The sequence below is a fragment of the Methylococcus mesophilus genome (genome assembly GCF_026247885.1).
GTDB classification, from domain to species: domain Bacteria; phylum Pseudomonadota; class Gammaproteobacteria; order Methylococcales; family Methylococcaceae; genus Methylococcus; species Methylococcus mesophilus.
Window position 1 is genome coordinate 3,391,509 of record NZ_CP110921.1, and the last position, 23,296, is coordinate 3,414,804.

Consider the following 23,296-nt stretch of genomic DNA (forward strand, 5'->3'; position numbering starts at 1 on the left):
TGGTCTCAAGCAGTTTTAGGGCAAAGGATTGGGGTGCTCCATTTCCTGGGTTAACTGTCGACTTCAAAGGGAGATCTTCTAATGAGTATGAACTTCAAAAAGACCGCAATCGCTGCGGGCATGTTCACGGCTCTGGCCGCGACGAGCATGTCGGCTCATGCGTTGCGTGAAACCGAAGCGGGTGAAGCCAACCTCGTCCCGTTCGTTCTGTGGTCCAGCAGCTGGGTCGATAAGGATCCGACCATTCTGGGCATCAACACCGTCATCAAGGTTACGGTGCCGATGTCGGTCGGTAACGACGTGATTCCGAACTTCTACACCGCGATCCACACTTCCCCGACCAACGGAACTATTGCCAATCCGGGCAAGCAGAAGCCTGCGGATCCGGATCTGGTACCGGCGAACACCATTCACTGGTACTTCCTGGACAAGAAGAGCGTCCACCGTCTGAACGGTACCATCGACGTCACGCCGGAAGACGTGGCTGTGATCGACTGGGGTGCTTTCGTTCGTAAGAACGGCAAGCAGGGCGAATTCGATGGCTTCCCGGGCTACATGGTTCTGGTGACGGAATCGGCCGCAGGCGGTGACGACGCAGACTTCAGCTTCTTCGCGGAAGCTTGGATGTTCGCCGGCATTCGCGCAGGTGCCAATCCGGATACCGGTGGCGTCATCGGCATCATCGACGCCAAGATCCCAGTCCTGCCGATGAGTGACGGCGCTGACAACGGCAGCAAGAAGCCGACCGTCGAAAACAGCGTCATCGAGGCCGGTGTGAGCCAGAACGTCATCGCCTCGCCGCTGGTTGCCGGCTTCCGCACCAACTGGTCGGATGGCAATCTCAGCGACGTGACCGTGATCGATCTGACCCTGGGTAACCGCAACGTGCCGATCGGTCAGGCCAACCTCATCAACATTCTGCAGGTTCCGACCCTGATGGTGGTGTGGAACGACCGCAATGCGGGCGGTGCGTGGAGTGGACTGGGTGTCGACGTTTACAACGACAAGGAAGAGAAGTGCTCTGACAACATCGATCTCCCCTATCAGTTGAACCTGGTGTGGGCGCAGACCGACGTTACCGCAGGCAAGAACGCGCAGATTCCGTTCGCTTGGCCGGTTCCGAAGTTCATCACGAACCATGGCTTCAATCGGATCTTCTGCGTGCCTCCGTATCAGGAAACTCCCGTCACCGATCCGGATGGCGCTATCGCGCTCGAGCACCTGCTGCAGGGCGGCTTCATGAAGCTGTATCTGCCCGAGGTGATCGATACCGGTATCGGCGCACCCGAGTCGGCCGCGGTTGCCTTCTCGGTCCCGCTGCAGTACTTCGTGACGCTGGAAACCGATCCGGCCACCGGCGACTGGGTTCCGACGGACATCAGCCTGATTCCGTTCGAGACCGCGCTGGGCCACGATCGCGGCCTCTTCAGCCAGGCTCCGTAATCTAACGGGGTTGGGGCCGGTGCAAGCCGGTCCCGGCGGCTGAGAAAGAAAACGGCGTGCGGCTTACCGCACGCCGTTCTTTTTTCTTCCTGGAAGAACGTCATTTGGCCGTGACACGGGCTTTCCAGCTCGATTGAATCTCTCGGTTTTGCTTCGCCGCTATTGGTCAGGATTCAGACTGTCGATTTCCTTCCGGTAAAATTCGTGATCGCCACGTTGGGCATGTGTCACGCCGTGTCGAAAGTTCATCGGTGGTCGATAAAAGCGCCGGCGTCGGTCGCTTCTTATTCACGAACATATGGTATGTAGTTGCGATATGTCCCGTATTATCATGGTCTTAGGGATCGCCCTAAGCGTATTCGCATTGGGTGGCTGCGCATCGAAAAAAGCTGCGTCGGTCAACATCGAGGATACGAGTTCGTTTTATCACTCGCTGCCGTTCGCGGACTCTCCGTTCGACATCCTGGCGGATGACATAGATGGCAACGGACGTGCTGACGTCGCACTCGTTTCCCATGGCGACAATTACGTCCAGGTATTTCTGCAGCAGCAAGCGCGCACCTTTCTTGCCGGTGAGCGTCAGCCGGTCGTCGGATTTCATCCGGGCGACCTTGTTCGTTTGCCAACCGCCCGTCCGCACTACCTGGTTGCGGCTGAGGGGCAGAACAAGCTGCTCATAGTCGAGCCTGGCTCGAACGGCAGCCTCCTAAAAACCGGGGAGTTGAATGTGCCCGTACCCCGCCACGTTGCATTATTCCGTTGGCCAGGCTGGGGAGACAGCGTGGTGGTAAGCCCTTTCGGGCAAGATTTCCTGGTGTTGTTGAAAAACTTCGATCCGGTCAAAGGGCAAGTGTCGGAGCGGATCCAAGTCGCGCTCAGCGAAAAGGAACACTCGATACGCCGGGCGGAGTGGGTGCGTCCAGTGGACGTCGATGGGGATGGTATCGACGAGTTGCTGTTTGCCAGCAACACGACGCAGGAAGTATTGATGCTGAAATATCCAGGTGCTGACGGGGTTATCAAGCCGAAGCTCGTCGCGAAATTCCGTTCGGGAGCGCCATGGGACCTTGTTTCGGCAGACCTCAACGGCGACGGTGCGCTTGACCTGATAGTGCCAAACCAATCGAAACCGTTCGTGATTCACGTGTTGCTGAACGACGGTCACGGGAGCTTTCAGGAAACGGCGGCGTTAACGTTTCCGACGGACATGGGATTAAGGCGGTTTGCCTGGAGCAAGGACAAGGACGGTTTCGGTTATCTGTTCGGTGTCGGCTATGGCGCCATCGCGCTTTATCGTTTTCCCGATCGCTGGGATGGAAAGGCGCCCGTGCCGATGCGCAGCGTACCGGTCGGCTCCAGCGAAGGGAGTCAGGATATTGTTCTTCAGGATTTGGACGCTGACGGTCGGTTGGATGGCATCGTTGGACGTGGCAAGGGGCCCCAGGGAGCGTGGATCGTCTACGGACCCTTGTGGGAACATTTCGAAGAGCTTTCCGCTGCGCGGTTTGTGTTGAACTGATTCTAAGGAGCAAAGATGGTGAAAATTGCATTGGGTATTTTGCTGGCGGGCCTGGGGTTGACAGCGGCATCGTATGCCGGCGCTGCCGCAAAGTCGGCGCCGGCGGCAAAAGCAGATAAGGCCGCCGCTGAACAGAGTACGCCGGTGAAGCCTCCGCGGGTCGTGATGTTCAAGACCAACGGGGTGGAGGTGACCGTTCAGGACTATGTGAATTTCCTCCAGCGGAACCAGGCTTACGTCCAGAAGTCGATGACGGAAGAAGGCAAGGCGGAAGTGATCCGCGAGATCATCGGCAATCAGTTGCTCAAGGATGACATCATCAAGAAGGGGTTGGCGAAGAAGGACGCTACGGCGGCCGATCTGGGCGAGGCTTTTCAGAAGCTCGCCAAGGAGCATTTCCCGCTGCCGCCAATGCCGGAAGAAGACGCGGTATACAAATATTATCTCGATCACCAGAATGATTACGGGATTCCGGAAATGGTGCGGATCAGCCAGATCCAATTCCGCATCCCGGACAATGCGACCGCCGAGCAGAAGACCGCCGCACGCCAGCGGGCCGAGGCGGCTTTGCGCCGGTTGGACGCCGGTGAGGCCTTTCCGAAGGTTGCGGCGGAGCTGACCGAGAATCCTTCTGCAAAGCCTCCTCAAGGCGATATCGGTTTTCTGCCCCGCGAAGGTGATCCCTGGTTGACGGAGGCCGTGCGTAATTTGAAGGTCGGCGAGCGGACCAAAGTGATCGAGTCGCCGGCTGGTTATGAAATTCTGATGTTGACGGATGTGCGTAAAGCGCTGATCACGCCGTATGTCAACGTTCGTGAGAAGGTCATTCAACGTATGCGCGGAGTCGAGCAGGCTAAGCTGCGGGACGCCTATATCAAGGGTCTTGCCAAGAACGCCAAGATCGAAATCGTTCAAGAGGAGTTGAAGCCCCTGTTCCCGAAAGGGGTTTTCCCCTGAGAAAGCTCTGAAACACTCCCGATTCCGAGGAGTTAGGGAAGGGCTGGTGGCCGCCTGGTTTTAGCGCCTCGGTACAGCCCTTTCCGTTCCGATACGCCGGCAACGAGCGGCACGAGTGGGATTTCAGAAGACAGGGTGGGACATGTCTGACGGCGAGTGGATGGATCGCACCGTCAGGCAGGGAGGCGGCTTTGATGTATCGGCACCGTATTCGGGAGCTGGACTTAACCTATGCTGAGAGGATTGGTTATGGTGCGTAAATGGGTTGTGTGGGTAGCCGGGGCATGGCTGGCGGTTACCGCTTCGGTAGGAGTCGCAGTCGGGGCAGAAGGGGAGGCGGCACTTCGCGAAAGGGCAAAGGTCTATTGGGATGCTAGGAAAATCAATGACCTGCAGACGTTGTATTCCATGGAGGCCGGGACTGCGGAGGGACGACTGAGACCGGACCAGATGTCACGGAATCAGTATTCGACCCTGAGAGTCGTCGGTTACAGTATCACGGATGTAAAGATCACTGGGGATAGGGGCGAGCTTAAGCTGGACACGGAGGTGATGCACCCCGCCATAGAGGGCAAGGCCCTGGTAGGGCCATCCATCGCCGACTATTGGACCTTGATAGATGGAAAATGGTACCACGGCGAACGTTCCAAACCCGCCAAGAGCGGGAGTTCGCCATCGCCCAGCCCTTGACCCGGCTCCGGGCTCAAGTCGGTATGGTTAAAGAGTTATTGCAGACGCAATGTCGGTTGTAGAGCCGGTTCGGATGTTTTCCCGCTTTGTGGCCGTGACCTGGGCAGGTCTGCTCGGCCCGTTTCAAGTTCTTGCCCGGGAGCGCGAGCTGCTGAGTTTGCTGGTGCGCCGAGATATCATCGGCCGTACCCGAGGGACGGTATTGGGCTGGGTATGGATGCTTGCCCAGCCGGCTTTACAGATACTGGCGTTTTGGTTTCTGTTGGATTTTGTTCTCCGGGTCAGGGTTCCCGGCAAAGTCGTATTCATCGACTACTTCCTCGCCGCCATGCTGCCCTGGCTGCTCATCAGCGACACACTGAATCGCTGTCTGGCAGTCCTTACGGAATTCAGCAGTCTCTATAAGCGCACCGTATTTCCGCTAAAAGTGCTTCCGTTGCTGCCGGGACTCTCGGGTTGCCTGGTTTACACGCCGATCTATGCGGTCACGATGGGGTTGCTGGCAGGGCCCGGCGCCGCGGTCCAAGCTGTGCTGTTGATGGCCGGATTGTTCGTGTTGCTGATGCCGGCCTGCTATCTCCTTGCAGTGCTTGGTTGTTTCGTGAAGGATTTGCGCCAGGCATTCCCCTTCATGCTCAATATGGCGCTGTATCTGACACCGATTTTGTATCTTCCGGAAATGCTGCCGCAGCAGTTTCAGGAATTGCTGGTGGTCAATCCGCTGGCGGATGTCGTGGCGGTCATCGAGTCCTCCGTGCACGGTTTGCCGGTGACCGCCGAGAACTTCGTCCGGCCCTTGCTGCTCTGGCTCCTGTCGCTCGGACCTGCCTGGGTGTTGTTCCATCGGGGCGAGCCCCACATACGTGAGGCGGTATGACGGCGATTTCTCTTCACAACGTGGCTAAGAGCTACCGCTCCTACGACCACCCTTGGGAGACGTTGTGGGAGGTCCTCACGAAAACTCGGCGCCATCGAGAGTGGGTGGCGCTGCATCCTCTGAGCCTGGAAATCTCCGAAGGCGAAGTCGTCGGCATCGTCGGCACGAACGGTGCCGGCAAGAGCACCTTACTCAAGCTGATTGCGGGCACCTTGATTCCTTCTGCGGGGGATATCCGCGTGAACGGACATGTGGCGGCGCTGTTGGAGCTCGGGGCGGGATTCCACCCGGAGATGACCGGCCGGGAGAACGTCTACCTGGGTGCGTCCGTCATGGGACTGTCCAGTGACCGGGTCGGGGAGCTGTACGACGGGATCGTCGAATTTGCCGGACTGGGAGAGTTCATGGACCAGCCCGTGAAAACCTATTCCTCCGGCATGTACATGCGTCTGGCGTTCGCGGTCGCAACGGCCGCCAATCCGGACGTGCTGATTCTCGATGAAACGCTTTCGGTCGGTGACGGCGCGTTTGCCAGGAAGTCATTCGAGCGAATCATCGGGTACAAGGACGCCGGTAAGACCATCCTGTTCTGTTCTCATTCCCTGTATCAGGTAGAAGCGATCTGCAGCAGGGTGCTGTGGCTGGACCGTGGGCGTGTCGTCATGGACGGCGATCCTGGGCGGGTGGCCAGCGCTTATGCCGAGTTCCTGAGCGGGGCGGAAAACGGAATTGGAGCCCCGGATTGGCCGGCGCTCGCTCCCGCTGCAGCCACCGGCGAAGCGCGGCTTGCGAGAGTCGAAGTGAGCGCGGATGGGGTCACAGATCGCAAACTGGCGGTACGAAGCGGGCGGACGGATTTGGAGGTAACGGTCGGATTCGACTCGGATCCTGACCTGCCGCCCCCGAGCGTGGGTCTGACCATCACGGGATCCAATGGCTGGTCCGTGACCAGCGCATCCACTTCGAATGACGGCTTGGCGCTCGAGCGCCGCTCGGACGGCAGTGGAGAAATCAAGCTGGTGTTTCCCCATTTTTCCCTGCTGAAGGGGGCGTATTGGGTGAATGTGTTCCTGCTTTGTGAGCAGGGCATTCATCTTTACGACCGCCTCGAGCACGCCGCGGAGTTGCAGGTGGTGCAGGATGGCTTGGAACAAGGGGTGGTCAGCCTTCCCCGGCGGTGGTCCGTAAATGGCGGACCGTTAGCCGGGCGTGATCCGGCGATGCAGTCCGCCGCGGCTCGATAGGCGCCAAACTTCGTCCCCCCGGTCGGACTCGCCGTCGATCATGTGTTCACCCAGAGATGCGTCTCCGTCAGCAGACTGTTCTCCCGCCGGTCATTTTTGGCGGATCGGGCATGTGCCGCCGCAGATCGGCGTGCGCCAATTGTCTCCCACTGAATTCTTCGGGTACTCGCCGATCCCCTCGGAATCGGAAGGTGCGGATCTTGCCTCGCGTCTCTTGATCGACTTGCGGGGGTGGAATCCGCAGCCATTGAAGCTCCTCGCGCACGCACACTCGCTGTTGCGGGAGCGCGGTTCGCTGATCATCGAGCTCGATGCCGAGGACGGCGGGAGTCCTGGGCGATGCCATGAGAAGGCCTTTTACCTGAAGGCGCTCGCCGAACATTCGGGGTTTTCCCGTCATGCCGGCCCCATAGGCGAAGGCGCCGGTCCGCTGCAAGTCGTCCTGGCGAAGACGGCGGCGGCGCGTTGGCGGCTCAGTGAATTCGCGCCAGAAGACCTGCCGGGCTGTTTGTCGCTTTTCAAAGAAACCTTCGCAGGCGAAATGAGTCCCGACCTATGGCACTGGAAATACGGTGAAGGCCGGGGCCGAGCCGTCATCGCCCGCCGGCATGGACGCATCGTCGCGCATTATGGTGCAACGTCCCGCCGTATTGCCGTCAACGGGCGAACCGTTCGGGGATTGCAGGTATGCGACGTCATGGTCGCCCCGGGCGAGCGAGCGCTGATGACAAAAAAGGGCGTATTTTTCGAGGTGGCCAGCGCGTTCCTGGAGGCCTATTTCGGCTATTACGACGAGCACGAGCTGGCTTTCGGTTTTCCAAACCACCGCGCCATGCGGATCGCCGAGCGGCTGGGGCTTTACGGGGAAGTCGGACGAATTTCGGAAGTGCGCTGGACGCCATCGGACCAGCGTTTCCGAGTCAGATACGCGGCCGCGTTGATCGACGTTTCCGAACTCGAAGACGATCTGCTCGCGATGCTGTGGAGCCGGATGGCCGCGGATCTCCCGGACGCGGCGCTCGTACTCAGGGACCCCGCCTATATTCGATACCGCTACCAGCGCCACCCGGTGCATCGCTACGAGGCTCTGCTGGTGCGCGACCGGCTGAGGGGGCGTCCCCAGGGTGTGGCGATACTGCGGCGCGATAATGATGAATATAAGCTCCTGGATATTCTGGCGCCGCTGAACAACATTCCTATGCTTATCGATGCGGCCAGGATTGCCGCAGCCCATCGGTCGTTGTCCGCGCTCACCGCCTGGATATCCGCTCCCTATGCCCGGCATCTGGTCCATGGCGGAGGAGTGGCAACCGACACCGATGTCCGTATTCCCGCGAACGTCTGGACCGACGCTCGCAGCGTCGAATGCTTGAAAGATCGCTGGTGGCTGATGATGGGCGACACGGATTTCCTATGAGCCCAAACACGCCGGCCGTAAAGCCCCGGTTGCTGGTGATACTGCCCGCCGATGCGATCGGCGGCGCCGAGACCGTCGTTTTCAACTTGCTGACCGGGCTGCAGGGATTCGACTGCGCCTTGCTGACCCAGTCCGCCATCGCGGACTGCTACCGCCGATGCGACATCCGGCTTTACCTGTTCGACGACTGGCAGTGTAGCCAGCCCTACCGGTTATCACTGGGTAACAGCCTGCGTTACGCCTGGGCGATCCGATCGGTCGTGCGGCGTGAAAAGCCGCGTCTGGTGCTTTCGATCATGCATAACGGCACCCTGTTTGCCGCCCTGGCGAAACGGCTGTTTTTCCCCGACATCCCTTTGGCGGGCACCATTCTGGGAAGCTTGACCGGCTACTTCAGCAGTGTCGGCAGGGGGCCGACGCTGCTGGAGCGTTGGGTCATTCACTGCTGCCTGACTCTGCCGGACCGGGTGATCGTACCCTCGCGCGGCGTATTCGAAGATTTGGTCGACGTCTATGGTGCGGCGCCCGGCAGGCTCCAAGTCATCTACAATGGCATCGACGTCGAAGACGTCAGGCGCCGAGCCGGACAGCCGATCGAGTTGGCCAAGGACCGCAACTGGATCGTTTCCGCCAGCCGATTCAGCAGTCAGAAGGACTTTCCCACGCTCCTCGCGGCATTCAAGGACGTGCTGGCGCACCGGCCCGCCAAGCTCATCCTGGTAGGAGACGGCGAACTCCGCCAAGACATCGAAAGAGTCGCCTCCGAGTTCGGAATAAGGGAGCATGTCGTTCTGGTGGGATTCCGGGATAATCCCTTCCCCTACATGGCGCAAGCTGATATTTTCGTTCTTTCCTCCTTTTTTGAAGGTTTCGGCAATGTGATCGTCGAAGCCATGGCTTTAGGGACACCGGTGGTGGCGACCGATTGTCCGTCGGGGCCAGGGGAGATCATCAGCGACGGGGAAAATGGATTCCTGGTGCCGATAGGGGATGCCCGTGCACTTGCAGACCGTTTTACCACCCTGCTGTCCGACGATGAGCGCCGTTCTGCCATGGTTCGATCCGGGCTCGACAGGGCGGACCAATTCAGTGTCGGTAAAATGCTGGCGGCGTTTGACGGCTATTTGAACGAGATGCTGACCGGCGCCCGTTTCGATAATTTGCGAGGTTCCAGCCTAGATGGGTGATCTGGTGATCAAAGCGGCGAACGGCCGCTTTCATGTCGACGAGCGGCAACGCCCGGACAGCTTGCTCATCGACGAGATGATTCTCCAGGCGTTGGTGCGATTTCTCGAACGAAACTTCGAAAAGGGCGGTGGCGGGAGGCTGCTGGACGCGGGGGCGGGCAGCCGGCCCTATCTGCCTGTTTACGAGGAATTTTTCGCGTCGGTCGTAAGCATAGACATCCCCGGCTCTCCTCACGATATCGCCGGCCTGGATGTAGCAGGGACCCTTCACTGCCTTCCTTTTCGTGATGGGGAATTCGACTGCATCCTCTGCACGGAGGTGTTCGAGCACCTCCACGATCCCCTTCTTGCGATGAAGGAGTGCGGCCGGGTTTTGAAGCATGGTGGCAGGCTGTTCATGAGCACGCCGTTCTTCAATCCGTTACATGAGATTCCACACGATTATTATCGTTATACGCCATTCGCGATAAAGCACATCGCCGCTTGTTCGGGGCTGCGTGCCGTATCCATCGGCGAGAAGGGTGGCGAGGGGGCGTTTGCCTTGATGTACGTGACCTATCTGTGGCTGAGGCTCTGGCTGAAACTGCTGGAGCGGTTCGGAAAGGCGTCATCTTTTTCGGGCTCAGTGTTGACGTATTTGACCATCGTCCTGCCACAAAAAATCTACCTCGGATTATGGAAAGCGCGTTCTGGGCAAAGTGATGTGGGGGCTTGCGACAAGCTGATTACGGGAAAATTCAGCACGATCACTCTTGGTTACACCGCGGTTCTGGAGAAAAACGCCGCTCCGGTTTTCGCTGAAATGGAACGACTCTGATGCCCATCCATGCTTTGACAAGAATCGCCGCTGTTTTCATCACTGCGCTGATTGCAAGCCAGACGACCGGTATCCTCTGGTCTTCTCTCTTCTGGAGCATTGCCTTCGTGCATTATGGGCTCGCGCTTTATTATTCCAGGCACCGCATTCTTGCCGTCGCACAGAATGCCAGCTCCCTCGTTCCGGCGCTGGTGGTCTTGTCCGGCGGGGGGGTGTTATATGCCGGTCAATTTTCCCTGTTGGTGTATTTCGGGGTTCACCACGTATTCAACGAGGTTTATCTGCTGGACCGGAAATTTCCGGTGACGGAAGGCGAGCAACGTCGAGGTTTGCGTATCGCCGCCGTTCTTCTCAATGCAGGGATTTATGCTGCCCTTCTGCGTAATTATTCCGAGTTGGCTTGGATCGAGCCGGCCTTTTTGTTCGGCGGCTTGTTTTTTTTCTACGGCCTGTTTTTTTACCGGCTGAACCAGCTGCGTCCGGTGTTGGGCGTAAAGGGCATGATCGATAGTAGTATTTTTGAGGCGTTCGGGCTGTTGCTGGTTCTGTCTTCCTTCTTTGTCAGGTTTGATCTGAATCATATAGTTTTATATCACTTCATTTTCTGGTCGCTATATCCGATAGAAAAATTCAAGAAGCTGGGAGACGGGGCTTTATGGCGCTACGCCGCCATTTCGGTGGTGATGGTCGCCGGGTTTGTCCTGTTTTCTCCGGCTGGCGTGGCGGGCGCCACTGTTTCCGAGAATTTGTATTATCAGCAGTTCATTTTTTGGTCTTACGCACACATTACGTTGTCGTTCGTACTCTCCGACGCCCATCCGGCATGGATTACCCGTTGGTTCCGTTCCGGCCGCAGGCAATGGGCCGTCCAGTAATATCGGTTCCAAGACTTGAGAAACGGCCCGCTTCATCAAGGGAGGCTCGTTTATCTCGTTGGTAGAAATCGATACGTCAGCGTCCTGCCCTGGTAGGGTTTTCCAGGATTATTTCCTTGATTAAGCCATTTTCACCGCCGCTTGATCCCAGTTCGGAGCGCTCGGCAGGTATGAGGAGTTCCGGGTCGCGGTAGGATAGTATTGCGGAATCGCAGACGATACGGTTGGAAATTGGATTGTTGAGCGCTTTGGCGTAATGAATCAAGTTATATGGCTTGACAAGATAAGGCCCTTCCGTGAGGCGGAGCGGAAGGTTTCTGACATGCAAGGTGGAGCCGGGGTTTTGCCATGCGGTGTGCAGGACATCTAGCACGGCGCTGTGAGCGGTTTCGTAGGCGAAACGCCAGATCGCCGCCTGCTCCGATGTGCTGAGGGCGGCGGCGGACAGCAGGACAACAGTGCCGGCAATGCCGATGCTCCTTGGGGTGCGAGTCCAGCCGTCGCTGAGGGGCGGTTGTCGAAGGCTGGCTTCAACACCGATCGATATCGCAATTATCGGAAAAATTGCCGGGACGTATAGGAAACGGGTATCGGCAGTTCCGGCATAAGTGGGTGCTGTCCAGATGACGGGAGACAAGGCCAGACCGAATAGGACCAGGGTACTGAGCGCAAGCTTTGGGCGGCAGTAAAGAGCGGCTGCAAGGAATGCAATCAATGCTCCCGTGTAAGAGATACCGACCGAAGAGAGAGGTTCTGGCATTTTCATGGAAAGGTCTGAAAATGTCCTTGCATAGGAGGAAAAATGCGACGCAATGTCTGCATTCCGCACCAGAGATAGTATATTTCCGTAAGGGCTATGGAACGCTCCCACCAGCATGGAACGAATGGCAAGATAGCTGGCGGCGGGGATAAGAAAAGCGGCGATCAACCAGGCTGCTCTGCCCGCCGGTGCCTTTTTTCGTTGCCATATAATCAGCAGAAGAAGCACCGCAACAAAAATGATGGCGTTTTCTTTCGAGAACAAGGCGCCCGTGTAGGATGCGATGGCGCATATTGCATGTCCCATTTTTCCGGAATCCAGATATCGCAGCAGCATCCAGATACTCAACAGCGTCAGCAGCGCTGAGAGCAGGTCGAACTGGCTGCTGAACCAGAAAAAAGTTTCCGTCGCAAATGGAGATAACAAAAAAAATGCTGCCGCGAAAAATGCGCCGATGCTGAAATCGAGCCTGCGTAATATGACATGCAGAAGTGTTGCATTCAGGCCGTGCATCAGCAACGAAACGACGATATACCCGTAAGGCCGGGTCCAGCCGAAGCAGGCCGTTTCCAATTTTACCAATAAAACGGTCAACGGGCGGAAGAACCCCGTGAACGATGTCGAGAGAATAGTCGTAACGGATTTGCCGGCGGCGACGTCGATGAGAGCCGTGTCGTCGTATATGAAGAAATAGTGTGATCCAATCCGATAAGCCAATCCGGCATAAAATATTCCCACCAATATTGCGAAACTGATATACCGTGCAGTGGACATTGGTGATGCGGTATCGATGGTTGGGTGCGATTTTACTGACAGGTGATTCATTGCTGAATGTCGGCGCGGTTGGGAAGGGGCGGAATATAATGTTTCTCCGCGAGCGCCAAATTACCCGCATCCGCCCAAAGCCCCACAAGCCGTGCAGAAATCGCAGCCGTCCCGGCGTATCACCGCGTCGTTGCCGCACTCTGGGCAGCGGGCGCCTTTCAGGAAGGGTGTTTTGGCTCGTCTAATCTCCGGGCCGGCGCTTTCGTAGTCCATCAACCCCATGTCCTGCAGCGGCTGTCCTTCTTCGTCCAGGAGCCCGAGCATGGCGTAACGGTGAATCGCCAGCCGCGCCATGTAGGCGACGGTCGAAGGATAGTTCCGCTGGCGGCCGCTACCGGGGATGCGGGCGAGGAAATCCCCGCGCGGTTCCGGAAAGTCGAGCAGTTGACGCAGCTTCGCGCCGACCCAGGCGGGGTCGATGACCCGCATGTCGAAGGATAGGCTTTTGCACAGTCCATCGAGGACCCGCGGGTATTCTCCCGACAGCCATATCGAGTAGGGCCGCCGCTGGCCGTTGGGGAGGATCAGTTCTTTGAGGCCCATGACGAAGTCGTCGCCGGTGGCGACGTTGAGGATGTCGACGGTCCAGGAAAGCGTGCCGTCGGGGCCGGTTTTGGGCTCCTTGGGCGACATCAGCGCATTCAGCACCGGGGTGTCGGCAAGCGTATCGAATGCGCCGAGTTCCGCACAGCGGTAATAGATCAGCCTGGCGAATCCCGCCACCAAGCTGGGCACGCGTACGGTCCGTCCGTCGGGCGGGAACGGCAGTTCGAAGCCGTCGTCGCCGTGCGCCTTCATCAGGCTCTCGAGCTTGGCTTTGAGCCAGCCGCGGTCGTTGGAGCGCATGTCCATGGACAGGGATTTGGCCAGGGCGCCGAGGCCGCGCGGCTGCTCCGCACCGTTGACCCAGACTTCGAACGGATGGCTTCCATGGTCCTCGACATGGCCGATGAACACGGCGAACGATCCCAGGGGGTGGTCGATCAGATAGCTCCAGGCTGGATTGCCTCCCGCTGGCCGGGGTCGGCGGCGCCAGCGCAAGGAGGCCAGGGCGGGCGTGGGGACTTCGTCCAAGCGGAGCCTGCGGTCGGGGTCGGATTCGTCGAATTCGGGGCGTGAGACTCCAGTCGCCGGCGCGGCTTCGAGGATCGCCCCCGTGACCGGGTTCGGGCGGTAGGTGGCGAGGCCCTTGAGCCCGGCTTTCCACGCTTCGAGATAGAGGTTCTGGAAATCGGCGTAGGGGTAGTCGGCAGGGACGTTGACGGTCTTGGAGATCGAGGAGTCGATGTAGGGCTGGACCGCCGCGAGCATGCGCATGTGATCGAGCGCCGAAATGTCCAGTGCCGTGACGAAAGCGGACGGCAGCGGGCGCTCGCCCGCCATCGCCCGATACAGCCGGTAGGCATGGTCCTCGACCGGATATTCGCGGGTGGAACCGTCGGCTTCGCGCTTCTTGCGGACGTAGGTCCAGGCGTAAGGGGGCTCGATGCCGTTGCTGGCGTTGTCTGCGAAGGCCAGCGAGATGGTGCCGGTCGGGGCGATGCTGAGCAGGTGGCTGTTGCGGATCCCTGATTTCCGGATTCGGGCGCGCAGCGGTTCGGGCAGGCCGGCAATGAACGGTGATGCGAGGTAGGGCGCGGCGTCGAAGCGGGGAAAGGCGCCTTTCTCCTGCGCCAGGTCGACCGAGGCGAGGTAGGCCGCATCCCGCAGCCTCCGGCCGATGCCGGCCGCCGTGTCGCGCGCCTCGGCGCTGTCGTAGCGCAGGCCCAGCATGGCGAGGGCATCCCCTAAGCCGGTGAAGCCGAGACCTATCCTGCGTTTGGCTTTCGCCTCTTCACGCTGGCGTTCCAGCGGCCAGTACGTCGCATCCAGGACGTTGTCCAGCATGCGGACGGCGATGGCGGCGACTTCGGCGAAGCGCTCAGCCTCGAACGCCGCGTCCGGCGTGAACGGGTGGGCGACGAAGCGGGCCAGGTCCAGGCTGCCCAGGCAGCAGCAGCCGTAGGCGGGGAGGGGCTGTTCGGCGCAGGGGTTGGTGGCCTCGATGCGTTCGCAATAGCCCAGGTTGTTTTCCCGGTTCATCCGGTCGATGAACAGCACGCCGGGTTCGGCGTGGTCGTAGGTCGAGCGCATGATGAGGTCCCACAGCTCGCGCGCCGGGACGCTGCGGTAAACCCATAGTCCGTCCTCACGCAGATGAGCGCCTTCGCACTGCTGTTCGGGCGAGGGTTCGGCGCGGTGGGTCAGGTCCCAGAGGCCATCGGTTTCCACGGCCTGCATGAAGTGCTCGCTCAGCGCGACCGAGAGATTGAAGTTGGTCAACTCACCCGGGCGGTCCTTGGCTCGGACGAATTCGAAGATGTCCGGGTGCTCGCAGCGCAGTATTCCCATCTGCGCGCCGCGGCGGGCGCCGGCGGATTCCACCGTTTCGCAGGAGCGGTCGAACACCCGCATGTAGGACACCGGCCCGGACGCCCGTGATTCCGTCGTGTGGACCCGCGCGCCTTTGGGGCGGATGGCGGAGAAATCGTAGCCCACGCCGCCGCCCCGCCGCATGGTTTCGGCCGCTTCCGCCAGGGCGGTGTAAATGCCCGGTCTGCCGTCCACTTCCTCCGAAACCGAATCGCCCACCGGCTGCACGAAGCAGTTGATCAGGGTCGCCTGCATGCCGGTACCGGCCGCGGACATGATCCTGCCGGCAGGGATGAAGCCCGACTCGAGCGCCGACAGGAACCGCGGCCGCCATGCGTCCGGTGACTTTTCCGGGGCGGCGAGGGCGTCCGCCACCCGCGCGAAAATTTCCTCGGCGCCGGTTTCGCCGTGCTTGGCGTATTTTTCCAGCAAGACTTCCAGGGAAATGGGTTGGGGATTCACGGAAGAACTCCGGGTTGCGGCGGAATGCAGGCATGGTAAGCGTGCGGGTCCGGTGCGGCAATGCAGGTGGTAGCGATCAGGAAACAGACCGAATCACCGGAGGGAGGCGACAAGTTGCGGGGAATGGTGCACCATGTCGGTGCAACAAATCGCGCGTGTCGTGCACGTCTCGAGGTCCAACCCTACGCCCGGCGCGGAAATGCGCGAAATATCCGGCCCTGACGAACTCTAATCCATGGCGCATTACTTGCTGCGGCTCCTGGCATGACGGCATCGGACACCCCCTCATTTTACCGGCGCATCCTCGATAACCTCGGGGACGGCGTGCTGCTGTTCGACAAAAAGCTGACGCTGGTGTACATCAACATGCCCGGCGAGATGCTGCTCGCCGTCAGTGCCCGCCAGGTGCTGCGCGCGCGCGCGCGCCTGGTGCTGCCGTGCGGGGAGCAGCCGATCGAGCCGGACTTGAGGCATGCCTTGGCGACCGGCATTTCTCTGACCAAACGCAACGTCACCCTGGTCCATCCCCTGCATGCGATCACGGTGAATCTGCACATCACACCGATGACCGAAGACGAGGCCACCGGGGTGCTGGTCCAGGTGCAGCAGGTGGACCGCCACCTCCGGATCTCCATGGAAGAGCAGTTGCTGGCGCAGCAGAATGCGGCCAAGTCCTTGCTGAGGGGGCTGGCGCACGAGATCAAGAATCCGCTCGGAGGGCTGCGCGGCGCGGCGCAGCTCCTGGAGCGCGAGCTTCAGGACGAGCTGCGCGAATACACCCAGATCATCATCGAGGAGTCCGATCGCCTGCAGTCCCTGCTGGACCGTATGCTCGGGCCGAACAAGCTGCCCCAGAAAACCTGGCTGAACATCCACCGGGTGCTGGACCGGGTAACCCAGTTGGTGCAGGTGGAAGTGCCCGCCGGCGTCCGGATCGTCCGCGACTACGACCCGAGCATTCCGGAAATCTTCGGCGACGCCGATCAGCTGATCCAGGCCATACTCAACATCGTGCGCAATGCCGCCCAGGCTTTAGGGATGCACGGCCGGATCGTCATCCGCACCCGCATCGACCGGCAGGTGACCATCGGTGAGCGCCGCCATCGCATGGCGGTGAAGGTGGACATCGTCGACGACGGCCCCGGCATCAAGCCGGAACTCCTGAACCACATTTTCTATCCGATGGTCACCGGCCGGGCCGACGGTACCGGCCTGGGGCTATCGATCGCGCAGGGCCTGATCAGCCAGCACGGCGGCTTGATCGAGTGCAGCAGCGCGCCCGGAAACACCGTTTTTTCCATATTATTGCCTCTGGAGGAGGACCATGAAACGAGCGTTCCAGGTTTGGGTGGTCGATGACGACCGGTCGATCCGCTGGGTCTTGGAAAAGGCCCTGCAGAAGGCGTCCATACAGACCCGCGCCTTCTCCACCGCCAACAGCATGATGGAGGCGCTGAACCGGGACCGGCCGGATGCGGTGCTGACCGACATCCGCATGCCGGGCCTGGACGGCATTGAGCTGCTCAAGCAGTTGCAGGCCAGGTATCCCGATCTGCCGGTGGTGATCATGACCGCGCATTCCGATTTGGAAAGCGCAGTGTCCGCGTTCAGCGGCGGGGCGTTCGAATACCTGCCGAAACCCTTCGACGTGGACGAGGCGGTCGACCTGGTGGCGCGGGCGTGCACCCACAGCCAGCGGGTGGCGACCGAGGAGGCGGCCGACAAGGGCCTGCCGGAAAAGACCCCGGAAATCATCGGCGAGGCGCCGGCGATGCAGGAGGTGTTCCGCGCCATCGCCAGGCTGGCGCGTTCGAACATCACCGTGCTGATCAACGGCGAGTCGGGGACCGGCAAGGAACTCGTCGCCCGTGCCCTGCATCGCCACAGCCCGCGTGCGGACAAGCCTTTCATCGCGCTCAACATGGCCGCCATCCCTCGCGATCTGCTGGAGTCCGAGTTGTTCGGCCACGAACGCGGCGCCTTCACCGGTGCCCAGGCACGCCGGGCCGGACGTTTCGAGCAGGCTGACGGCGGTACCCTGTTCCTGGACGAGATCGGTGACATGCCTGCGGAACTGCAGACCCGCCTGCTTCGCGTACTGGCCGAAGGCGAGTTTTTCCCGGTCGGCGCCCACGCGCCCGTCAAGGTGGACGTGCGGATCATCGCGGCGACGCACCAGAATCTGGAGCAACTTGTGGCCGAGGGGCGGTTCCGGGAGGATTTGTTCCACCGCCTGAACGTCATCCGCATCCACATTCCGCCGCTGCGGGAGAGGCGCCAGGATGTCAGCCTGCTGCTCAAGCATTTCCTGAAGGAGGCCAGCCAGGAACTCAATGTCGAGACCAAGACCCTGCTGCCCGAAGTCGAGACCTACCTGTGCCGGCTGGACTGGCCGGGCAACGTCCGGCAGTTGGAGAACACCTGCCGCTGGATCACCGTCATGGCGGCCGGCAAGGACGTGCACCTCGACGATCTGCCGCCGGAGCTGCTGAAGGCCCGGCCGGAACCGGTCGCCGTCTCGAGCGAATGGCAGGACAGCTTCACGCTGTGGATCGATGCCCGCCTGCGCCGCGGCGACCGCAATGTGGCGAAGGAAGCCATCGATTCGGCCGAGGGCATTCTCATCAGCACCGCCTTGCAGTTCACCCGGGGCCGCCGCCAGGAGGCGGCCAAGCTGCTGGGTTACGGCAGGAACACCTTGACCCGTAAAATAAGCGAGTTGAATCTCGACGTCTGAACGGCTGTAACCGGCCTCCCTCAGACTGTCGGCACTGTCCATCGGACCTTCCCGCCCCGTTCAGCGGGTGGGAAAGTCCGCATCCAATCCTCACACGGGAGGTGACCGCTCATGCTCACGCGCAAATTCAAGACCAGCAACCCGACCGCACTCCTGACCGAAATGCCCGGTCTGGGAATGAAGGCGAAAAACCTGAGTGCCGACATCCGCCGGCACTTCAACTGCACCCTGGGACGGGACCGGGATTGCCGCTCGGTGCACTACGCCTACTCGGCGCTGGCGCTGACGGTGCGCGACCGTTTGATGGAGCGCTGGAAGAACACCGAATACGCCTACGACCGGGAGGATTGTCGCAGGACCTATTACCTCTCGCTGGAATTCCTGCTCGGCCGCGCCTTGAGCAACGCGATGCTGAATCTCGGTATCGACGAGCCTATCCATCAGGCGCTCAACGAGCTCGGCCTGGAGCTGGAGGAGCTGGCGGATTCAGAGTTCGACGCGGGGTTGGGCAACGGCGGACTGGGACGGCTCGCGGCCTGCTTCATCGACAGTTGCGCCACCCTGCAGCTGCCGGTCATGGGCTACGGCATCCGCTACGAGTACGGCATGTTCCGGCAATTGGTGGTCAACGGCTACCAGATCGAGGAACCCGACCACTGGCTGCGGAACGGCCACGTGTGGGAGCAGGAGCGCCCGGAGCTGACGGTGCGGGTCAAATTCGGCGGCCGGACCGAGCTGTCGAACGACGCTTCGCGCCCTGGTCAGGTGGTCTGGCTCGATACGGACGATGTCCTGGCCGTGCCTTTCGATCTCCCTGTGCCGGGCTACAGGAATGGCACAGTCAATACCCTGCGCCTGTGGAAGTCCGCCGCCACCGATGAATTCAAGCTGGGCGAATTCAACGCCGGCGACTACGCCGAATCCGTCCGAGCCAAGAACCTGGCGGAAAACATCTCGATGGTGCTGTATCCGAACGACGCCAGCGAGAACGGCAAGGAACTGCGGCTGCGTCAGCAGTACTTTCTGGCTTCGGCCAGCCTGCAGGACGTCCTGCGCCGCTGGGTGGCGGATCACGGTGAGGATTTCTCCGAATTCGCCGGGAAGAACTGCTTCCAGCTCAACGACACCCATCCGACCATTGCGGTCGCCGAGCTGATGCGCCTCTTCATCGACCAGCACGGTCTGGCCTGGAACGAAGCCTGGGCCATCACCAGCCGCACCATGGCCTACACCAACCATACCCTGCTGCCCGAGGCGCTGGAAAAATGGCCGGTGCGGCTGTTCCGGCAGATGCTGCCTCGGCTGCTGGACATCATCTTCGAGATCAACGCTCGCTTCCTGGGTGAGGTCGCGGCGCGCTGGCCCGGCGACGTCGACCGGCTGGCGCGGATGTCGCTGATCGAGGAGGGATACGAACAGCAGGTGCGGATGGCCTATCTCGCCATCGTCGGCAGCTTCTCGGTCAACGGCGTCGCGGCCCTGCATTCCGATCTGCTGAAGGACGGCATGTTCAGGGATTTCAACGAGCTGTGGCCGGAACGCTTCAACAACAAGACCAACGGCATCACCCCGCGACGCTGGCTGGCCGCCTGCAATCCGGAGCTGGCGGCGCTGATTACCGAGGCGATCGGCGACAAGTGGACCGCCGATCTGACGCGGCTCGCCGATCTGCGGCCTTTCGCCGAGGATGCGGCGTTCCGCGAACGCTGGATGGCAATCAAGCGGCGCAACAAGGAGAAGTTGCTGGACTTCAAGAACCGGGAGCTGGGGTTGCACTTGGTGGACCCCGACCAGATGTTCGACGTGCAGGTCAAGCGCATCCACGAATACAAGCGCCAGCTGCTCAACGTGCTGCACGTGATCCATCTGTTCGACCGGATCAAGCGCGGCGACGTCCAGGACTGGACACCCCGCTGCGTACTGTTCGGCGGGAAGGCGGCGCCGGGTTACGTGATGGCGAAGCGGATCATCAAGCTGATCAACAACGTCGCCGGCACCATCGGCAGCGATCCGGAAGTCCGTGACCGTCTGAGCGTGGTGTTCCTGCCGAACTACCGGGTCACCGCCATGGAGGTGATCTGCCCCGGTACCGATCTGTCGGAGCAGATTTCCACGGCGGGCAAGGAGGCTTCGGGTACCGGCAACATGAAGTTCATGATGAACGGGGCTCTGACCATCGGAACCCTGGACGGCGCGAACATCGAGATCCGGGAGGAGGTGGGTGCGGAAAACTTCTTCCTGTTCGGCTTGACCGCCGAGGAAGTCGAGCGCCGGCGCGGCGCATACGATCCCAACGCCATCATCGAGACGGATGAAGACCTGAAACGGGTCCTCGGGCTCTTGGAAGGCGGGTTTTTCAACCGCTTCGAGCCCGGCATCTTCGATCCCGTGGTCGAATCGATCCGCAGCCCCCACGACCCCTGGATGACGGCCGCCGATTTCCCCGGCTACGTCGAGGCGCAGCGGGCGGCCGCCGCCGCGTTCAGCGACAAGGAGCGCTGGGCCCGGATGAGCATTCTGAACACCGCCGCCAGCGGTAAGTTCTCCACCGACCGCACCATCGCCGAGTACAATCGCGATATCTGGAAGCTGACCCCGGTGCCGGCTTTGCCGGTGAAGTAACGGGGACGATGTTCCACATCGTGCTGTACGAGCCGGAAATTCCGCCGAATACGGGAAACATCATCCGGCTCTGCGCCAACACCGGCGCCCGCCTGCATCTGATCGAGCCGCTGGGGTTCGAGATGGACGACGCACGTCTGCGCCGTGCGGGGCTGGATTACCGGGAGTGGGCCGAGGTGGCCCGGCATCGGGATTGGGAGCGATTCGTGGCCGCGGTCGCGCCGGAGCGGGTATTCGCGCTGACCACCAAAGGGGCGGTGAACTATGCCGACACGGACTACCGGGCCGGCGACGCCTTCCTGTTCGGCCCGGAGTCGCGCGGCCTGCCGGCGGAGATGCTCGCCCGGTTCGAAGCCGGGCGGCGGATCCGGTTGCCGATGCGGCCGGGATCGCGCAGCCTCAACCTGTCCAACGCCGTCGCCGTGGTGTGTTTCGAAGCCTGGCGGCAATGCGGTTTCGAAGGCGCGGCGGCGATCTGAGCCTTTAGCCGCCCCACTCCGGCTTGGGTTCCCGCAGCAGCAGATTGCGCACCGCTTCCTCCGGCGGCAAGCCTTCGTAGAGCACACGGTAGGTCTGGGCGGTAATCGGCATGTCCACGCCCTTCCTGCCGGCGAGTTCGTGGATCAGCCGGGCCGCCAGAATGCCTTCGATTTCCTGTCCGATCTCGGCGTGGATTTCCTCGCGTGGCTTGCCTTTGCCGATTCCGAGACCGAAGCGGCGGTTGCGGCTCTGGTTGTCGGTGGCGGTGAGCACCAGGTCGCCCACCCCGGCGAGGCCCATGAGCGTTTCGCTTCTCGCTCCCAGCGCCAGACTCAGCCGCATCATCTCGGCCAGCCCCCGGGTGATGAGGGCGGCCCGGGCGTTGGCGCCGAAGCCCAAGCCGTCGGAGATGCCGGCGGCGATCGCCAGCACGTTCTTGCAGGCGCCTCCCAATTGTGCGCCGATGATGTCGTCGGTAGTGTAGGCGCGAAAATAGGCGTTGTGCAGCCAGGAGACGATCTTGGCGCCGAAGGCTTCGCTGCTGGCGCCGACGGTGATGGCGCTGGGCAGTTCCGCGACCACTTCGGCGGCGAAGGTCGGTCCCGACAGCACGGCGAGTTCCCGCTCCGGGCCGAGAATTTCGCGGGCGGTTTCGTGCAGCAGGCAGCCGCGCGCACGGTCCAGTCCCTTGGTCGCCCACATGAGGCCGGCTCCCGCCTGCAGATGCGGGGTACAGAGTTGCAGAGTGTCGCGGAAGGCATGGCTGGGCACGGCGACCAGCACGGCATCGCTGGCCTGGCCGGACGCCTCGGCCAGGTCCGGCGTCACCGCCAGGGTTTCGGGGAAGACGGCATGGGGCAGATAGCGCGAGTTTCGGCGCTCTGCCGCCATTTCTTCCGCGTGCTCCCGGCGGTGGCTCCACAACAGGGTGGGTACGCCGTTCCTCGCGACGAGCAGGGCCAGCGCCGTGCCCCAGGAGCCGGCGCCGAGGACGGTGATGCGGGGTGTCATGCGCGCACTACCGGCTTCAGTGCGGCGTGGCCTGCTGGGCCTGCTGCTGAGCCATCTGGATTTGCTGCATGTACAGCGCGTCGAAGTTGATCGGCGCCAGCAGCATCGGCGGGAACCCGCCCTTGGTCACGAGGTCGGAGACCGCCTCGCGGGCGTAGGGGAACAGGATGTTGGGGCAATAGCTGCCGATGAGGGGACCCATTTCCTGTTCCGGGAAACCGTTGATCGTGAAAATGCCGGCTTGGCAGATTTCGATCAGGTAGGCGGTCTTCTCTTCCAACTTTACGGTGATCGTGACCGAGAGGCTGACTTCGAACAGGCCTTCCTGGAGCTGCTGGACCTTGGAGCCGAGATTGAACTCGACCTTCGGTTCCCAGGTCAGGGTGAAGATGCCGGGCGAGTTGGGGGTCTCGAAGGAAACATCCTTGACGTAAAGCTTCTGGATGGCGAATTGTCTTTCGGGTTGCTGGTTTTCTTCGCTCATGTCTGATGGCAATGGCAGAGTGGTGAAAGGATAAGTTATGAGGATTTCTTGCGTTTCTTGGTTACGGGGTAATGGGCGTCTCCCCATCCCAACATGCCGCCGCGCATCTCGTACACCCGGCTGAAGCCTTGTTTCGTCAGGGTCTTGCAGGCAGAGGGCGAACGGGTGCCCTGTTGGCAGGTGACGATGACCGGCGCATCCTTGTGCTGGGCGATTTCGGAGGCGCGCTCATCGAGCTTCCCGAGGGGAATATGGTAAGCGCCCTCGATGTGGCCTTCGGCGAATTCCGCCGGCTCGCGGACGTCGACCACCAGCGCCTCTTCCGTATTCATGAGCTGCACGGCGCCGGCCGGGGTCAGCACCTTGTGCTTGCGGAACAGCGATTCCAGGAGGTCTTGCATCAGCAGGACGGTGACGACGAGCAGGGCGCTGGCCATCATCCAGTGATTGCCGAGAAATTCGAGCAACCGGGTCATT

At 61.0% G+C, this 23,296-nt stretch carries 17 protein-coding genes and 2 pseudogenes; 14 read left to right on the top strand and 5 right to left on the bottom strand.

Going from position 1 to position 23,296, the window contains the following annotated elements; all coding sequences use genetic code 11:
* Window positions 1-81 precede the first annotated feature (81 nt).
* The 10 genes and pseudogenes from OOT43_RS16095 (at window position 82) to OOT43_RS16135 (ending at window position 11,026) form a co-directional block, all read left to right on the top strand.
* A complete protein-coding gene (locus tag OOT43_RS16095) occupies window positions 82-1,443 on the top strand; it encodes a hypothetical protein (protein WP_266021617.1) in 1,362 nt (453 codons plus the stop codon).
* Window positions 1,444-1,759: 316 nt separating this feature from the next.
* A complete protein-coding gene (locus tag OOT43_RS16100; RefSeq protein WP_266021619.1) occupies window positions 1,760-2,962 on the top strand; it encodes an FG-GAP repeat domain-containing protein in 1,203 nt (400 codons plus the stop codon).
* 15 nt (window positions 2,963-2,977) lie between these two features.
* A complete protein-coding gene (locus OOT43_RS16105; protein WP_266021621.1) occupies window positions 2,978-3,919 on the top strand; it encodes a peptidylprolyl isomerase in 942 nt (313 codons plus the stop codon).
* Window positions 3,920-4,682: 763 nt separating this feature from the next.
* Window positions 4,683-5,486 carry an ABC transporter permease gene (locus OOT43_RS16110; protein ID WP_266021623.1) on the top strand — a complete coding sequence of 268 codons (804 nt, stop codon included), beginning with the start codon at window positions 4,683-4,685 and terminating at the stop codon, window positions 5,484-5,486.
* A pseudogene (locus OOT43_RS20710) lies at window positions 5,483-5,983 on the top strand (ABC transporter ATP-binding protein); the annotation flags it as partial. The gene OOT43_RS16110 and the pseudogene OOT43_RS20710, both read left to right, overlap by 4 nt.
* Window positions 5,984-6,265: 282 nt before the next feature.
* A pseudogene (locus OOT43_RS20715) lies at window positions 6,266-6,730 on the top strand (Wzt carbohydrate-binding domain-containing protein); the annotation flags it as partial.
* Window positions 6,731-6,842: 112 nt separating this feature from the next.
* On the top strand, window positions 6,843-8,147 hold the full coding sequence (locus tag OOT43_RS16120) for a GNAT family N-acetyltransferase (protein ID WP_266021626.1): 1,305 nt from the start codon (window positions 6,843-6,845) through the stop codon (window positions 8,145-8,147).
* The gene (locus tag OOT43_RS16125) at window positions 8,144-9,334 is read left to right on the top strand and encodes a glycosyltransferase (RefSeq protein WP_266021629.1); all 1,191 of its coding nucleotides are present in this window, start codon (window positions 8,144-8,146) and stop codon (window positions 9,332-9,334) included. Before OOT43_RS16120 ends, OOT43_RS16125 begins: the two co-directional genes overlap by 4 nt.
* Window positions 9,327-10,151, top strand: coding sequence for a class I SAM-dependent methyltransferase (locus OOT43_RS16130; RefSeq protein ID WP_266021632.1), 825 nt, complete (start codon window positions 9,327-9,329; stop codon window positions 10,149-10,151). The genes OOT43_RS16125 and OOT43_RS16130 overlap by 8 nt, the downstream gene beginning before the upstream one ends.
* Window positions 10,151-11,026: a hypothetical protein gene (locus tag OOT43_RS16135; RefSeq protein ID WP_266021634.1), complete on the top strand. Its 876-nt coding sequence runs from the start codon at window positions 10,151-10,153 to the stop codon at window positions 11,024-11,026. The genes OOT43_RS16130 and OOT43_RS16135 overlap by 1 nt, the downstream gene beginning before the upstream one ends.
* Window positions 11,027-11,102: 76 nt before the next feature.
* Here OOT43_RS16135 and OOT43_RS16140 read toward each other — a convergent pair whose 3' ends face one another.
* On the bottom strand, window positions 11,103-12,611 hold the full coding sequence (locus OOT43_RS16140; RefSeq protein WP_266021635.1) for a glycosyltransferase family 39 protein: 1,509 nt from the start codon (window positions 12,609-12,611) through the stop codon (window positions 11,103-11,105).
* Between the two features lie 60 nt (window positions 12,612-12,671).
* Window positions 12,672-15,485, bottom strand: coding sequence for an adenosylcobalamin-dependent ribonucleoside-diphosphate reductase (locus tag OOT43_RS16145; protein WP_266021637.1), 2,814 nt, complete (start codon window positions 15,483-15,485; stop codon window positions 12,672-12,674).
* Between the two features lie 264 nt (window positions 15,486-15,749).
* Here OOT43_RS16145 and glnL point away from each other — a divergent pair, with 264 nt between their 5' ends.
* The 4 genes from glnL to trmL all read left to right on the top strand — a co-directional run bounded on the left by glnL (window position 15,750) and on the right by trmL (window position 21,323).
* A complete protein-coding gene (glnL, locus tag OOT43_RS16150; RefSeq protein WP_266021639.1) occupies window positions 15,750-16,844 on the top strand; it encodes a nitrogen regulation protein NR(II) in 1,095 nt (364 codons plus the stop codon).
* A complete protein-coding gene (gene ntrC, locus OOT43_RS16155; RefSeq protein ID WP_266021641.1) occupies window positions 16,810-18,222 on the top strand; it encodes a nitrogen regulation protein NR(I) in 1,413 nt (470 codons plus the stop codon). The genes glnL and ntrC overlap by 35 nt, the downstream gene beginning before the upstream one ends.
* 111 nt (window positions 18,223-18,333) lie before the next feature.
* Window positions 18,334-20,844, top strand: a complete 2,511-nt coding sequence (locus OOT43_RS16160) for a glycogen/starch/alpha-glucan phosphorylase (RefSeq protein ID WP_266021643.1) — start codon at window positions 18,334-18,336, stop codon at window positions 20,842-20,844.
* Window positions 20,845-20,852: 8 nt separating this feature from the next.
* The gene (gene trmL / locus OOT43_RS16165; RefSeq protein WP_266021645.1) at window positions 20,853-21,323 is read left to right on the top strand and encodes a tRNA (uridine(34)/cytosine(34)/5-carboxymethylaminomethyluridine(34)-2'-O)-methyltransferase TrmL; all 471 of its coding nucleotides are present in this window, start codon (window positions 20,853-20,855) and stop codon (window positions 21,321-21,323) included.
* Between the two features lie 4 nt (window positions 21,324-21,327).
* Here trmL and OOT43_RS16170 read toward each other — a convergent pair whose 3' ends face one another.
* From OOT43_RS16170 to OOT43_RS16180, 3 genes are read right to left on the bottom strand one after another with little or no spacing between them, the layout of a single operon-like run.
* The gene (locus OOT43_RS16170; RefSeq protein WP_266021647.1) at window positions 21,328-22,335 is read right to left on the bottom strand and encodes an NAD(P)H-dependent glycerol-3-phosphate dehydrogenase; all 1,008 of its coding nucleotides are present in this window, start codon (window positions 22,333-22,335) and stop codon (window positions 21,328-21,330) included.
* Between the two features lie 16 nt (window positions 22,336-22,351).
* Window positions 22,352-22,819, bottom strand: coding sequence for a protein-export chaperone SecB (secB, locus tag OOT43_RS16175; protein ID WP_266021649.1), 468 nt, complete (start codon window positions 22,817-22,819; stop codon window positions 22,352-22,354).
* A 35-nt stretch (window positions 22,820-22,854) separates the two neighbouring features.
* On the bottom strand, window positions 22,855-23,295 hold the full coding sequence (locus OOT43_RS16180; protein WP_266021651.1) for a rhodanese-like domain-containing protein: 441 nt from the start codon (window positions 23,293-23,295) through the stop codon (window positions 22,855-22,857).
* Window position 23,296: the final 1 nt, after the last annotated feature.

Bases quoted from the DNA above. Each gene is read 5' to 3' on its own strand.
- OOT43_RS16140 (WP_266021635.1), bottom strand. From the start codon at position 12,611: ATGAATCACCTGTCAGTAAAATCGCACCCAACCATCGATACCGCATCA.
- OOT43_RS16180 (WP_266021651.1), bottom strand. From the start codon at position 23,295: ATGACCCGGTTGCTCGAATTTCTCGGCAATCACTGGATGATGGCCAGC.
- OOT43_RS16135 (WP_266021634.1), top strand. From the start codon at position 10,151: ATGCCCATCCATGCTTTGACAAGAATCGCCGCTGTTTTCATCACTGCG.
- glnL (WP_266021639.1), top strand. From the start codon at position 15,750: ATGACGGCATCGGACACCCCCTCATTTTACCGGCGCATCCTCGATAAC.
- OOT43_RS16130 (WP_266021632.1), top strand. From the start codon at position 9,327: ATGGGTGATCTGGTGATCAAAGCGGCGAACGGCCGCTTTCATGTCGAC.
- ntrC (WP_266021641.1), top strand. From the start codon at position 16,810: ATGAAACGAGCGTTCCAGGTTTGGGTGGTCGATGACGACCGGTCGATC.
- OOT43_RS16105 (WP_266021621.1), top strand. From the start codon at position 2,978: ATGGTGAAAATTGCATTGGGTATTTTGCTGGCGGGCCTGGGGTTGACA.
- secB (WP_266021649.1), bottom strand. From the start codon at position 22,819: ATGAGCGAAGAAAACCAGCAACCCGAAAGACAATTCGCCATCCAGAAG.
- OOT43_RS16160 (WP_266021643.1), top strand. From the start codon at position 18,334: ATGCTCACGCGCAAATTCAAGACCAGCAACCCGACCGCACTCCTGACC.
- OOT43_RS16100 (WP_266021619.1), top strand. From the start codon at position 1,760: ATGTCCCGTATTATCATGGTCTTAGGGATCGCCCTAAGCGTATTCGCA.
- OOT43_RS16125 (WP_266021629.1), top strand. From the start codon at position 8,144: ATGAGCCCAAACACGCCGGCCGTAAAGCCCCGGTTGCTGGTGATACTG.
- OOT43_RS16170 (WP_266021647.1), bottom strand. From the start codon at position 22,335: ATGACACCCCGCATCACCGTCCTCGGCGCCGGCTCCTGGGGCACGGCG.
- trmL (WP_266021645.1), top strand. From the start codon at position 20,853: ATGTTCCACATCGTGCTGTACGAGCCGGAAATTCCGCCGAATACGGGA.
- OOT43_RS16095 (WP_266021617.1), top strand. From the start codon at position 82: ATGAGTATGAACTTCAAAAAGACCGCAATCGCTGCGGGCATGTTCACG.
- OOT43_RS16110 (WP_266021623.1), top strand. From the start codon at position 4,683: ATGTTTTCCCGCTTTGTGGCCGTGACCTGGGCAGGTCTGCTCGGCCCG.